12 protein-coding genes are annotated in these 13,748 nt (G+C 38.6%); 5 read left to right on the top strand and 7 right to left on the bottom strand.

The window, feature by feature from the left end:
- Positions 1-32: 32 nt before the first annotated feature.
- Together H6850_01875 and H6850_01870 are read right to left on the bottom strand one after the other, a co-directional pair.
- A complete protein-coding gene (locus H6850_01875; GenBank protein ID USO02716.1) occupies positions 33-1,277 on the bottom strand; it encodes a hypothetical protein in 1,245 nt (414 codons plus the stop codon).
- Positions 1,278-1,562: 285 nt separating this feature from the next.
- Entirely contained in the window at positions 1,563-3,335 is a 1,773-nt protein-coding gene (locus H6850_01870; GenBank protein USO02715.1) for an ABC transporter ATP-binding protein, read from the bottom strand.
- A gap of 287 nt (positions 3,336-3,622) precedes the next feature.
- On the opposite strand from H6850_01870, the gene H6850_01865 reads away from it, so the two are divergent.
- Positions 3,623-4,510: a transposase family protein gene (locus H6850_01865; protein ID USO02714.1), complete on the top strand. Its 888-nt coding sequence runs from the start codon at positions 3,623-3,625 to the stop codon at positions 4,508-4,510.
- A gap of 196 nt (positions 4,511-4,706) precedes the next feature.
- Positions 4,707-5,258 carry a cob(I)yrinic acid a,c-diamide adenosyltransferase gene (locus H6850_01860; GenBank protein ID USO02713.1) on the top strand — a complete coding sequence of 184 codons (552 nt, stop codon included), beginning with the start codon at positions 4,707-4,709 and terminating at the stop codon, positions 5,256-5,258.
- A gap of 394 nt (positions 5,259-5,652) precedes the next feature.
- Here H6850_01860 and H6850_01855 read toward each other — a convergent pair whose 3' ends face one another.
- From H6850_01855 to H6850_01845, 3 genes are all read right to left on the bottom strand, one after another.
- The gene (locus tag H6850_01855) at positions 5,653-6,078 is read right to left on the bottom strand and encodes a hypothetical protein (protein USO02712.1); all 426 of its coding nucleotides are present in this window, start codon (positions 6,076-6,078) and stop codon (positions 5,653-5,655) included.
- Positions 6,079-6,198: 120 nt separating this feature from the next.
- Positions 6,199-6,522, bottom strand: coding sequence for a hypothetical protein (locus tag H6850_01850; GenBank protein USO02711.1), 324 nt, complete (start codon positions 6,520-6,522; stop codon positions 6,199-6,201).
- On the bottom strand, positions 6,495-7,007 hold the full coding sequence (locus H6850_01845) for a phage gp6-like head-tail connector protein (protein ID USO02710.1): 513 nt from the start codon (positions 7,005-7,007) through the stop codon (positions 6,495-6,497). Before H6850_01845 ends, H6850_01850 begins: the two co-directional genes overlap by 28 nt.
- Positions 7,008-7,193: 186 nt before the next feature.
- Here H6850_01845 and H6850_01840 point away from each other — a divergent pair, with 186 nt between their 5' ends.
- On the top strand, positions 7,194-8,015 hold the full coding sequence (locus H6850_01840) for a hypothetical protein (protein USO02709.1): 822 nt from the start codon (positions 7,194-7,196) through the stop codon (positions 8,013-8,015).
- A gap of 23 nt (positions 8,016-8,038) precedes the next feature.
- Positions 8,039-8,710, top strand: coding sequence for a hypothetical protein (locus H6850_01835; GenBank protein USO02708.1), 672 nt, complete (start codon positions 8,039-8,041; stop codon positions 8,708-8,710).
- 136 nt (positions 8,711-8,846) lie between these two features.
- On the opposite strand, the gene H6850_01830 is transcribed toward H6850_01835, so the two are convergent.
- Together H6850_01830 and H6850_01825 are read right to left on the bottom strand one after the other, a co-directional pair.
- Positions 8,847-10,802 (bottom strand): ribonuclease J, encoded by a 1,956-nt coding sequence (locus tag H6850_01830; protein USO02707.1) that lies wholly within the window; start codon positions 10,800-10,802, stop codon positions 8,847-8,849.
- 210 nt (positions 10,803-11,012) lie between these two features.
- The gene (locus tag H6850_01825; GenBank protein USO02706.1) at positions 11,013-12,692 is read right to left on the bottom strand and encodes a hypothetical protein; all 1,680 of its coding nucleotides are present in this window, start codon (positions 12,690-12,692) and stop codon (positions 11,013-11,015) included.
- Between the two features lie 148 nt (positions 12,693-12,840).
- Here H6850_01825 and H6850_01820 point away from each other — a divergent pair, with 148 nt between their 5' ends.
- Entirely contained in the window at positions 12,841-13,671 is an 831-nt protein-coding gene (locus tag H6850_01820; protein USO02705.1) for a GNAT family N-acetyltransferase, read from the top strand.
- Positions 13,672-13,748: the final 77 nt, after the last annotated feature.

Raw genomic sequence — 13,748 nt, 5'->3', positions numbered from 1 at the left:
AGAGTTTAGCAGTATGAGGGGAGGGGGTCAATTTAAGATTCATCGCCTAGATCGAAAAGCGCTTGTATTTTTTCAAGCTCATCTCTATGGGATGTTTTTTCTAAAGCTCTTCCATGTCTTTCGACATACGTTATAACACCATCGCCCAATGCTAAAGACCAGTGAGAACTTCCCGTAGATTTATCTAACTTCCCGCCTAAAAGTTTCAACGCCTCTCTTATAACCCGATCTAGCTCTCTTTTTTTACATGTACGTCGAAGTTTTAGATCTTGTATCGTTTCTTTTAATGCCGCAATTTTCATAGCTTGCTCTTTTTCTTGAGTATGATCTGCTGCAACATCTTCAGCTATCTCTTCTTCACTATCGCTTGCATCTTTATCAGATGTATCTTCTGGCTCTTGCTGATCTTCAGTTCCTTCAACTGCCTCAATACGCTCCAATCCCTCGTCTAATTTCTGCATAGAACTTTTCAATTCTTCCTCTGCTAGATCTTCTTCTGAATCAGTTGACTTGGAATTTACAAACATTAAAAAATGTAATAAAAATTTCGCATCATTTGAAGGCTTCAATGCAATCGATCGCTCCAAGTATTCTCTTGCTTTTGCTATATTTTCATCAACTAAACCATCAGTTTTGTTGAGATAAACTAAAGCTTTTTGAAAATTAATGATGCTGAATAACTTCGCAAATCTAGGCTCAGCAATCTCTTTATCGATACCCATCAAATAAGCTATAGGATCTTCTTCTAAAAATGGATTTTCTTGGAGTAGCTTATACATTTCAAATGCAGCCCAACATTTTAAAACTTTTGCTGGAATTACGCTAACGCATTTTTTGCTTTCATCTTGCGCAATTGTATTCTTTAATAATTTATAGCGCATTTCTGCGATATGCTTTCTGTTTTTACTTTTTCTATTTTTATAAGCTTCTGATAGATAGAAATCTACACTTCGGAATTTTTCCTTCACAATAGCTGGCAACGCATCAAAATACTTTATCCCTTTTGAAAAAAATCCATGCTCTGCCAAAGCAAAACCGTACTTTACTTTGCAAGCATCATACTGAGTGCTATTAAGTTGTTTAAGCGTATGCTCCAACTTGGACAATACGCCCTCTTCTTCAAAGAAATGTAGTATCAACGCCTCAATTGCAGCAACTTTTTCCTTTACATCAACAGATCGCAAGGAGTTCTCCAGTTTCTCTTTCACTATCTTTTTCTCTTCAGGAGACATAATTTCTTCAGTCTCTTGAATCAGACGAAGAAACTTGAAAAGCATTTATATGAATTAATATACTATGTCCCATATTTATAAGAAAAAAATTTGTTTAAAGCAAGAGTCCCGTCATGGCCAGCGAAGCGTGGCTATCCATCCGTCTTCGCTAATTTTACCGAAGGTAAAATTTAGCTACGACGAGATGATTTATCATTGAGTCGGAGCATGTGAAGCAGATGTCTCGCCGAAGCTCAAAGAGCGTAGGCGGGCTATCTCCATGGATCACCACGTCGCTTCGCTCCTCGTGATGACGATATTCCGTGGTCTACTCGTAATGACAGAATTAAATTACTTCTTCTTCCCCTTCATTTTCTTCGTATCACCAATAAAACCTTTTTGTTGAGCCTTCCACAATTTTTCATATAGGCCTTTTTTCTTCATTAATGTATTATGCGTTCCCTCTTCCACAATCTGACCTTGATCAAATACAACGATACGATCCATAGATAATAGTGTAGATAAACGATGCGCAATGACAATTACTGTTTTTTCTTCCATCAAACTTTCCATCGATTCTTGAATCAATTTTTCTGTTGCAGAGTCTAATGCCGATGTTGCTTCATCCATCAGTAGGATAGGGGCATCTTTCAAATACGCACGCGCAATCGCAATACGCTGCCTTTGTCCGCCAGACAATTTCGCACCACGTTCACCCACAATTGTTTCGTATTTCTCAGGCAACCTTTCGATAAATTCATGACAGTGTGCCATCTTGCACGCTTCTTGAATTTCCTCTTTCGTGGCATTCAATTTTCCATACCGCAAGTTCGATAAAATGCTGCGATTAAATAAAACAGGATCTTGTGGAATATATGCAATAGCACTGCGTAGAGATTTTTGCGACACTTTTGTAATGTCATTTCCATCAATCAAAACACTTCCAGAATCTGGATCAAACAAACGAGAAATTAGGTTGATGAATGTTGTTTTTCCACCGCCAGAAAATCCAACCAAGCCAACTTTTTCTCCCCCAAAAAACTTGATGGATAAGTTCTTTAAAACAGGTTTTTTATTGTAACTAAAATTCACATTTTGAAATTCAATCGCACCGCGTCTTACGCAGAAATCTTGATCCGCATATTTATCTTCAATTTCTAACGGATCACTCATCAAAGATGCGCCTTGTTTCGCTGTTCCCCAACGGGTGGAAAATTCGGAAATTAATTCCATGATGAAAAACATTTTTTCAATCAATGAGATAGACGTTAACATCACAAACGCAAAGTCACTCATCACAACCCAACCGTTTTGCGCACCATACACAAGAAGCAACAACATGGTAATTTGTAAAATTAATGCAAACCCACCAAGAAACACCCACATTAAGATTTGTTGATAACGTAGATTGCGATCTTGATTCACATATACATCAAAACTTTCATATTGCTTTTGAATTTCATAATCTTGTTTACCAAACAAACGAATTGTCATGATATTAGCCAAACTATCAACAATACGACCAAACGTTGCGCTTCGAGAATATGCGCGATTCAAAACTTGCACCTCTAAACGTGATGCAATGATAGAGGTGACAAACAAAAACATGATAATCCATACCACTACAACCATCGCAAAATAGAGGTGAACTTTTGCCATAAAAAATATTGTCACACACACACCTACAGTCATGCGGAAAAAGTGCATCAAGATCGCTAAAATACGCTCAACACCTAACTGCAAATCAGCAATTTTTGTGGATAACGTTCCGGGCATTTTTTCTTGGAAATATCGGTGTGATTGCTTTTGCAAATATTTAAACAAATGCATGGCGATATTTGTTTCTACATATGGAATCACGGATCGTTCAACCACATGTTTCACTTGCCATGAAAGCGAATATATAATTCCACCCAAAGCAAAATATGCGATATAAGGAACCACAGAAAAAAACAAGTTAGGCCCTTGATGATGGGTCACTTTATCAATAATCATTTTGAGCAAATATGGCTCAAGTGAAATATAACTTCCGACATAAGTCATAGCAATAAGAATTGCCATGTAATGAAAACGATATGGTCTTATGTACTGATAAATTAGTTTTGCAAACTCTCGGTTAGTCATAAGTTACCTCCTACTTACCTATAGTATAGCGCCTTTTTAAGTTCTGTTCTATGATGATCACTGGGAATTTCGTCATCACGAGGAGCGAAAAATTTTACGTCATCACGAACCTTGCGTAGCAAGGTCCGCTCGCCATTATAAAAGTTCATTAATTCGGTTCTAAATTCTGTAAACTAACACAACAGAATTTAGGAGACCTTAAATGAAGAAAGATGGTAAGAGTCGCGGTCAAAATACCACTATAGAAAAGAGATATATTCACCATATGCTAAGTTATATAGATGAATATGAACAAATCAAAAGAAAAGAGCATCCAGAGCTCAACACAGCTAAAGCGTTTTATGAGAAACACCAGATCTGTTATCAAAACTTTCTTAAGCTATAGGCGCTATATCAATGCAGGAAGAGATATAGATAAACTTATCCCTAAAAAGGTAGGGCGTAAGTATAAATCTACCATTGCCTATATGCCTGAAGTCTTAGATACCATTAAGCTTTATAGAAAAACAGGACACAATAAGTTTGAGATCAGTTCTTTTGTATATAAAGATCACAGTGTTGCAATATCTCCCAGTTCTATTTATAGAATAACAAGACACCTTGGTATCAATAAGCTAAACCCAAGACTTAAAGAAGCAAAAAGGAGAATTATTAAGATGTATGCAGGAGAGATGGGGCACATAGATGTTCATCATGTCACAAAAGGAACCGTTAAAGATGTGGGTAACAAGAAGCTCTACATCGTAGGGCTTCTTGATAGTTATTCACGTGTATGTTGGTTAGAAGTGGTAGATTCTGTTAAATCTATAGATGTTATGTTCTCAAGTCTAGATTGTTTACTTAAACTCAAACAAAGATACGATATAACGTTTAAAGAGATTCTTAGTGACAATGGAGCTGAGTTTAGCAGTAAAAACAATATACAACATCCATTTGAACGTATGCTTAAGTTCTATGATATTAAACATAGATATACAAAACCTTGTAGACCACAGACTAATGGTAAGATAGAACGATTCTGGAAAACATTAGAAGATGAATTGCTACAAGATGAGACCTTCGAGACGTTGCAAGAATTTAAAGAGCATATCTTGGGTTATACCTTGTACTATAATGAGCATAGAATGCATCAAGGCATTCATCTTAAAACACCTAAAGAGATGTTGGTATCATAGACTATGAGTGCTTGTTTTTATGGTTTTAGGTGAGGAAATGTTCTAAGTTAACTTAGAAAGAAAACTTTCTCGGATTTTAGAACCGAATTTGTGAACTCGTACAGCCATGATATCACGTACAATCCGATAAGAATGATTGACAACAACCCAGTCTAAAGATTATAAATAGATATCCCATATAAAAGCTTTCAGAAAAGTGGTTAAACTCACTAAGATTTACACGAAAACCGGAGACAAAGGAAAAACGAGTTTAGCCACAGGAATACGCCTCGACAAATGCGACGACTACTTCAATGCCATTGGTGACGTGGATGAGTTGAACTCTCACATCGGTATGATTTTCTCATACACAGATGATGAAAAAATTAAAGAGGCATTATGTCGCATTCAAAATGACTTGTTCGATATTGGAGCAGATTTAGCTACACCAATAGACCAAGTACTAGAAATTCGCATTAAAAAAATGCAACATATTTTTTTAGATCAATTGATTGACTTTTATAATGAAGAATTACCTGCGCTAAATTCTTTTGTTATGCCACGCGGAAGTATTTTGGTGAGTCAAATCCATATCGCCCGCGCTGTATGTCGTCGCGCTGAACGTTCATGCGTTTGTTTAAAACGCAAGCACTCTATTAATGATGATGTTGTCATTTACCTGAACCGCTTGTCGGATTTGATGTTTGTCTTGTCTCGTTTTGTCACTAAGATGGAAGAAGAGCTTTGGAAGCCTGCGCTGTATCAATAATGTAGGGACTCGTCATAGCGAGCGGAGCGTGACCATCAATGGATCACCATACCTTGCGACTCCGAATCGTCATTGCGAGCAGTCTTTAGAATGCGTGGCAATCTATATGGATCACCACGTCGCTCCGCTCCTCGTGATGACGATCTGTGGAACGCCGTCATTGCGAGCGTTCGTCAGAATGCGTGGCAATCCGTTATGGATCACCACGGGACTTCGTCCCTCGTAATGACGTTTTACGCCGTCATGGCGAGCGCGCCGTAGCTTTAGCGAAGGCGGCGTGGCCATCCATGTGGATCACCACACCTTGCTTCGCAAGGTTCGTGATGACGAAATTTAGATGTATCTCGTGATGACGGTAAGTTGTGCGTTCCTCGTGATGAAGGACTTGCGCGAATCAACCATAATTATCCCAAACTTTTTGCCACACAACAGCTTGATAAAACTGTTGCACACTTCTTGGATTTTGAATCAAAGGAAGGTCAATCACGTTACCCGTTTTGCGCAGATTTGCTAGGTGTGTGTTGGAGAGTTTCATGGATGTACCATTGATCGCTTTTTCAACATAACTGCCAATTTCAAGAGATTCACGGATGGTCGACATATGGCTCATGATGGTGATGCGGAAGTTGATGCGAGCTTGCGCTTCATTAAATCCCGCCTCACTATCTTCCCAAATTTCATCGATGTCTAACAAGATAAGGGGAAACTTGGTTTTCACAGGTAATGTGAAATGAATAGAGCTAGCCAACCCCGCTTTCTCAATTCCCTCATCGTTTGCAAGCACATCTCTGATTGTTGTTAATAGACCATAATCGACCATGATTGTCCCCTTTGTATGTATATAGAATTATGTATGCTGATTCTGAACGTTGGACTGGACTGAACGTAGGGCATCGTCATGACGACCGCTATAACACTCTCCGTGATTGCGTTTCCCTGTTCACGATGATACTGAGGCAATATCTTCAAACGCCTGACAAATCAGAAGATGTGGCGTTAATTTGAAGACCTGAAATGTAATATATCTCTTACAGTTCCAAGTTAGACAAATGGTCGAATTAGGTCTACTGTGAATGTAAAAATTTTTAGGAAAAATAAAAATCACTCTTGCCTTTGTAGCAGATTTGCTCTCACTGGCATCCAGCATAGTCTCAGCATATGCAAGGCTCTCAAGCCCCTGTGAGTCAGGCTCTCCGCACATAGTAATTTTGATATGTTCGCGTAAATCACGTAATTTTATATGCTTAAATTTTCTTTGTAACATTTCAAAAGCTCCATGCTTGGATGATTTGCGATATCTTTATCTTCAAAAAACGCTTGCGCCACCATGCAAATTAAATTGCGATATTCTGTATCTAAATCTTCTGGTTTTTCTGCCATGCCTGCTTTATAAATAAACTCAACATGATAATAAAGATCATTGATGCAAATATACCTTTCCATCTCTATGGTATATCTGCGAATACGATTGTTCATGGTTAGATCAGTCAACTTATCAACTGTTTTTACTGGCGTCATAGGCATTTTTACAGCTTGATAAATACTCGCCTCTGAAGGCTGCTTCCATACATATTTATAGGTTTTTAGAAGAAAGCTTTTGCCAAGTGTGCGCTCCACAAAACGTGTGGCAAGCTTGATGTAATTGATAATACTTTCGTTAAACATATCATCTTGCAAATTCAAAAACTGTTTCATTTCTTGAACCGATACGGCTAGATATGGGCTATCTTCTATAACATCGATGGTCATGTGATTTTCCTCCTGAGTGACACTTGGTTAATGTATACTCAGATTTGAACATCAAGAGAGGGTAGGGTCAAACATTTTAGCCCATAAAATGCATAGAGTTTTTTATATCCCAAGTTCTTTATTCGCTCTTGTTTTGTAAAACATAAAACCTATAACTGAAATATACAAAGAAACTTAAATGAAAAAATGATGTTTTTATTATTTTGCAGCACTCCACCTACCCCATTGACCAACAGCTCACCTGCTGGCACTGAAATGCAGGAGTCTCAAACGAATGATGGGTGGCATTCTATGCAGCATTTATCTGATTTAGCAGGATTAGTCACGGATCCTAATGTCGACAACTTAGCGAATAGAGATGACTTCACAAGAAAAACTATTGAAGGCATAAAAGGCGCTATCGAAGCTTCTAAATATAAAAGTGAATTAGAGACAGAATTTTCTCGTACATTTAAAATTGATCGCGCTGTTAGCGCAGACTCTGCAATGGACAGCTTATTCAACCTAAGTCTTTTTGATAAACATATCTGGACTTTAAATTTAAATATTCTACAAGATATTTGTGATTATCTCATTTACAAAAAATTCTCAAACGAACCCATGAAAAGGCTAGAGGCTCGCGATAAAGAATGGCATAAATTAAAGGAAAACCCTATAGCAAAAGATTTGATTGCTTTGGAATGGTGGAAAATGGTCGGCAATTATTTTGTTTGCATAACAATAACTGCAGGTCTTTTAACGTTGATGTTTGATTCCTTCGTTAAATCCGGCCAGATGTTAACAAATGTCACGCAAATTGTTACAACAGGAAATCCTGCTAAGGTCTATCCTGCAATTGAATGGGCTGCGTCAGGCGTGTTTGTGTTTTTTACTGTGATGTTCGGCATTAACGGTGAAAATGCTCGTTTAAAAAGAAAAAAGCATTACGATGATTACAAAAAGAAAACAGACAACGAACTTTCGAGGGATGCGCTTGCAGAAAGTACACTTTCTATTTTAAAATCTTAACAAGCAAATCAATAGAAATTATAATGTTTTTACTTTTTAGCTCAACAACCAATCAAGCTTCGGACTCTACTATAACTATTCCTGAAATTACTATTGTGCAAAGCGGGCAACATTACGCCACACAACAACAAAATACAATTCGAAACCTCAGAAACTTAAAAGAAACAGCCTCAAAACTTGAGAATTATTCAGATATAAGTGATTCCATACAAGCAATAATGAGCCTGTTTGGCATGCGCCCTAAAGAAATCGATGCGCAACTAGAAAAATGGGACATATCCTCAGGCCATAAAAACAAAGGCATGCATTTACAACTCATGGTAATGCGTGCGCTAGCTAAACGCAGCAATCAAGGCTGTCATCAAAGCGCATTCTGGCTACGGAATTACATAGACACGACTCCTACCTGGTACTTTAGAGGCAATGAGGCTGTAAAAACCGCTCTTGCAACATACAAAGAGCAAATTTCAGAGAAACGCGTTGACACAAAACCTATGGGAACCAAACGTACATTTGAGAGTTTAGACGCTATGGTCGAGTATTTCACAAAAACTTATGGCATATCTTATGATTACAAGCCGGAAGGTTGGGATTGGGTTTATCAACAAAGTCGTGCGTTAGTAGATAGTCTATGTTGTTGGCCTTGGTTACGTGCATCAGAACCTGCACAAGAAGAAAAAGTTCATTCGGAATAATTTAAGATATTACACTACCGGGCACAGATTTATGCTTGAGAACTCGTCATTCTGAGCGTAGCGAAGAATCTTTTCCTGAGACGTATTCAAGAAGATCCTTCTCTCGCTACGCTCGCTCAGGATGACGGCGCAAGGATTACAAAAAGTGCACCTTAACTTCAGGCGACTTGCTCAAAAGATTCATGGATAGTTGTTTCACGCGGTCGATAATACGCGCTTCTTTAAGTGTTTTATTTTGTGCAGTTTCATTGTCTATCACAATTTTACGCACACTGTCGCGGATACGCTTATTGTATTCTTCAAAATTTTCTTCTAACAATCCATGACTGCTCACAAAAACAAAGTTCGTGCCTTTGATAGAGACAAACACAGCGCCATCAGTTCCCATCAAACGACGCTCTTTCACGATAGAGGATTCATAGTTGATGAAACGATTTCCATCCAACACAATACGACCAATGCTGTAACGCTTTAAAATTTCACGCTTTTTCAAATCAATCAGCGTTCCATTTTCAGGCGCGAGCGCATCAAACCCACAGCTTTTCGCAAATTTTGCATGCTCATAAAGGTGACGGAATTCTCCATGCACTGGAATCACATAGGATGGTTTTACCCAGTTGTACATGTCTTTCAACTCATCTTGATTGGGGTGACCGGATACGTGAATATCAATATCTCGATCTGTTACGATATCTACCCCCAAACGTGTGAGGTTATTTTGCAACAAGTTAATGCGACGCTCATTTCCTGGAATAGTTTTGGATGAGAAATAAACGATATCACCTTTTCCAAGTCGCAATACACGATGCACACCACGTGCGATACGTGCAAGCGCTGCATTAAGATCACCTTGCGAACCTGTGCATATGTATAGTACTTTCTCAGGTTTTAATCTTGATGCGTCAACATCAGAAATAAATTGATCCACATGCAATGGGAACTGACATTGATCTGCCGCCTCTGACATTTTGTGAAGTGAGCGACCTAATAGACAAACTTTTCTGCCATGCTTTTTTGCCAAATCTGCGATGATTTTTACGCGACCAATATTGGAAGCAAAGCATGTAACAGCAATACGCCCACGCTTTCTTGCGGCAAAGAGTTTATCAAAGTTTTTTGCTACCACTTCTTCTGAGCCGGAGCGACCTTTTGACATTGCATTAGTAGAGTCGCATACCATCGCTAGGATATTTTGTTTCGCAAGGTTCTTATAGCGATCTGCGTTAACAGGCTCACCAATACCTGGGTGCATATCTAACTTCCAATCACCCGTGTGGAACACTGTTCCAGATTTTGTTTTGATGGTAAGCGCATTAGACTCAGGAATAGAGTGGGTGATATCCAAATATTGGATCTCGAAATCTCCTACAGTTACACGGCCATGTGCTGGAATTTCGTGCACATAATATTTCATCAATTCTTCCGCATAAGGTTTATTTTCCAACTTGCGCTCTAAAATTGCCTTAGAGAATTTTGTCACATAAACGTGAAACTTAAAGTAAGGCCAAATTTCATGCACACCACCAATGTGGTCTTCGTGCGCGTGTGTGATGATCACACCTTTTAACAAACGACCAATGGATGTGCTTTTGATAATATCCAAATTTGCTGTTACAAGATCAAATCCATAAGGCTCATCCGCAAAGGTAATACCCAGATCCACCATAATCCATTGATTGTTATGACCATAAAGGTTTACGTTCATACCGATTTCACCAGATCCACCAATTGGCAAGAAAAAGAAATCGTTTTCTTTTGGCGTAGGAATTTTTGTGTAATCGTCGAACTTGATCATTTCTTTTGGTTCATCACGACGACGTCTGTTACCACCACCGCTGCGACCATAATTAGCAATTTGTCCGTCACGTCTTTGACCTGGAAGGGAGCTTTTTTGCCTTTGATCTGGACGACCTCTATTGTTTTGATATTGTCCAGGCCCCTTAGAACGCGCTGCATAATCGCTTTTTTTCTGATCTCTTTGTTGTTGAGGTCTTGGTTTGTGAATTTTTTGCTCTGTCGTTGTTTCTTTTTTGCTGTCAGATTTACCTTCAGACCTTCTGTTTAAAAACCCTTTCTTGAAAATGTTCTTCATGTACGAATCCCTTCATTGCTCAGGGATTAAAAACATAAAAAGCACTCGTCATGGCGAGCATAGCGTGGCTACCCATGGATCACCACGTCGCCTGCGCTAACGCTGCGGCGGACTCGTGATGACGTGCTTATATTGTATTCTCAATCCCATTATTATTTTTATTTTTTTGGTTGATTCATTATAGCAATGTTTTTGAGGAAAATGGAATGCTTATACCAAAGCTCCACCACATTCAAAAGAACCCTCTGTGTTAGACGATGTTTGCCGCCCTCCTGCAAGATCTCTGCTAATTCTAGGACCTGAAAGTTTGTTTGATATTCCAAGCGAATTATCTGCAGCTCCAGGATTTTGTCCATTTTCAAGATTTGTATCAACGCTTGCCTTATCTAAAACATCACTTTGTGTAACATTTTGAGAATGAAGGGGGTTTTGAGGGTCTGCGTTTCTATCCTTCTCTCGCCTATTTTTATCTGCTTGTTTTTTTTGTTGTTTTGCTTCTTCTTTTAATGTGGCGTTTTGGTTCACACCAAAAAGCTGATCAGGAGAAATTTTAGGTGGAATTGATTTACGTACCTGTGTAGGAGAAGCTGCAGAAAACTCTCCTTTTTCAACGGTAACAGCATTATCAGAATTAAGCTTTGACTGCACATTAGAAAACCTTCTTGCTTCAGAATTTACATCTATTTTCACAACAGCTATTTCACCTTCAAAAGTTATACCTGTATTAATATTTATAGAACTGAAATTGACTTGAAAATCAGTACTAATGCCAACTTTTGTTGTTGTAACAAACTCCCCATTACAACCTCTCTTCAATTGAGCAGCAGTAACACGACCTGCGAGATCATCTACTGCGCTATCAATTGCTTCTTGCACTTTCTCTTCAGCAATTGCCATAGCTTGCTCTGTCATAAACCCTGCTTCAGCACCAGCTGCTCGGGCCATTCTGTCATTTATTTTCATTTTCATTGTTTGCATTATTCCGATATCTAAATCACTTTCTCGCGTTGTTGCATCTGAGTTGTCCATTGGAGTGTAAATTGTTAAAAATGTAGGAAGTGTAATAAAGGGCATACCTGTGTCAAATTTTTGCTCAGATACAAACACCCCTGTTAAAACATCAAACTCAGCTGAGTAAATCGCTCCACCTATACCGTCAGCCCAAAACAGTCTGTTGCCACTCACAACCACATCCTTAACATCAATAGGTGCAGTCATAATGTTTAACTGTTGTTCCGCTCCTGTAGCAACACCAGTTGCATCAAACAAACCAGAGTATATGGTACCGGTAAATTCATTACTCCAAAACAATCTCTCCCCTAATACTGCCAAACCAAAAGGGGTAGTAACGTCTACAAACCCAAGTTGCGTTTCACCACCACTCATGGTTCCATCAGGATTAAATAACGCAGAATACACTGTTCCACCAAATGTATTGGCCCAAAAAATACGATTTGTAGAAGACGCTATAGCTAACGCTGCAAGTCCATCAACATTTGTAGCACCAAAAGCAGAAGGTGCGCCAACAATATCTCCACTTGCATTAAATGCCGCTGTTTGAATGCCTACTAAATTGTTAACGTTGCTCCAAAATAGCCTTTGACCTGAGATCACAAGATCTTGCGCCCCAAGAACAACATTAACAAATAATTTTGGTGAACTGTTTATAACGCCATTATCATCAAATGTTGCAGTATAGATTGCGCTCAATAGTCCATTGATCCAGAATAATCTTTTGCCTTTGCTATATACAGCTGCGCCTAAAGGAAAAGCAATCTCAGGAATTGCAGTTGGATTGAAAAGTGTTGCGTTCGTCGCAATGCCATTTTCATCAAATGCAGCGGATGCGATTGTGTCAGTTCCTGTGTTGCTCCAAAAAAGTCTTTGCATGACCAAAACTGCAATGTCGTAATGTTACCCCTATTATACCTTAGAATGGTAATTTTTTCAATGAATTTTATTGTCATACCGCTTAAGCACTTGATTATACGCTGAAAAATTGCTATGTTCTGATAGTTGAAATTGAAAGGAATCTGCAATGTTTTTTGCATTCTTAATGGCTTCAACTCTTTTAAAACAACCTTGCGCTAAGTCTTTTTTTTATTTTCCTGGTATGCGTACTACTGCCAATGTGGGCTTACTGGGTTCTCCTTTCTATAATACTCAAAAAAGATTTTATCAGGCATTTGAAACTTTGGAGTGCGAGACTTTTAATCCTCAGAATGATAGTGATTCGGAAGCATTTTTAAGAATCGGCTTAACAGAAAAAGTAAAACGCTCTTACGGAGGAAACACACACCTTGGTCAATTAAATGTCATGGTTGGACTACTAAATGAGTTTCAATATATGGTGAATATTGGAAGTGGACAAGGACCTTATGTGTTTAGAAACAAGCAAGGGGTTGTTGTTGGGTTTTTTTGGATGAATGCACCTCATACAGGAGCGCCCAATACACAAAATGCTATATTATTTGTTTCCGATGAATTTCAAAGCCAAGGATATGGCCTCAAAATAGCAAGTACCGTAATTGGGGATATTTTACCAGAAATAAGACGCATAGGTGAATTAAGTGCACAACAGAGGCTTGGGCCCATTTTTCATGATTGTCCTGGGAAGACCATATTAAGAAGGGTTGTTGCAACAACTGATCCGGAGAATGCTCCTATGTTACGGATATTAGATCAGTTAGACTTTCAGCCAGATTTTACCCCTTCATCAGATGGTGCCCAACCTGCAGAGATAGACGGGGCAGGAAAATTGAGAGCATTGTTAAGGGCAAAAGATAGTGGTAAAGGCGGTGAGCGCTTTTGTTTTATTAAAGAAATACCTGCAGCAGAGCCAGAAGGAAAATATAAAAAAATAAAATGAATTGTGATAGATGATACTTTTGTTATTGCCACATAAAGGTGTTGCTTTAAACGAACGTTTTATTTAGACTATCCTTG

It is taken from the genome of Alphaproteobacteria bacterium (assembly GCA_023898745.1).
Classification (GTDB): Bacteria; Pseudomonadota; Alphaproteobacteria.
The sequence above is the reverse complement of the archived record's forward strand: the minus strand, read 5'-3'. Positions and strand labels throughout refer to the sequence as shown.

What these genes read in the sequence shown, in the direction of transcription:
- H6850_01875 (USO02716.1), bottom strand. Translation starts at nt 1,277, where the DNA reads ATGCTTTTCAAGTTTCTTCGTCTGATTCAAGAGACTGAAGAAATTATG.
- H6850_01870 (USO02715.1), bottom strand. Translation starts at nt 3,335, where the DNA reads ATGACTAACCGAGAGTTTGCAAAACTAATTTATCAGTACATAAGACCA.
- H6850_01865 (USO02714.1), top strand. Translation starts at nt 3,623, where the DNA reads ATGAACAAATCAAAAGAAAAGAGCATCCAGAGCTCAACACAGCTAAAG.
- H6850_01855 (USO02712.1), bottom strand. Translation starts at nt 6,078, where the DNA reads ATGGTCGATTATGGTCTATTAACAACAATCAGAGATGTGCTTGCAAAC.
- H6850_01850 (USO02711.1), bottom strand. Translation starts at nt 6,522, where the DNA reads ATGTTACAAAGAAAATTTAAGCATATAAAATTACGTGATTTACGCGAA.
- H6850_01845 (USO02710.1), bottom strand. Translation starts at nt 7,007, where the DNA reads ATGACCATCGATGTTATAGAAGATAGCCCATATCTAGCCGTATCGGTT.
- H6850_01840 (USO02709.1), top strand. Translation starts at nt 7,194, where the DNA reads ATGATGTTTTTATTATTTTGCAGCACTCCACCTACCCCATTGACCAAC.
- H6850_01835 (USO02708.1), top strand. Translation starts at nt 8,039, where the DNA reads ATGTTTTTACTTTTTAGCTCAACAACCAATCAAGCTTCGGACTCTACT.
- H6850_01830 (USO02707.1), bottom strand. Translation starts at nt 10,802, where the DNA reads ATGAAGAACATTTTCAAGAAAGGGTTTTTAAACAGAAGGTCTGAAGGT.
- H6850_01825 (USO02706.1), bottom strand. Translation starts at nt 12,692, where the DNA reads ATGCAAAGACTTTTTTGGAGCAACACAGGAACTGACACAATCGCATCC.
- H6850_01820 (USO02705.1), top strand. Translation starts at nt 12,841, where the DNA reads ATGTTTTTTGCATTCTTAATGGCTTCAACTCTTTTAAAACAACCTTGC.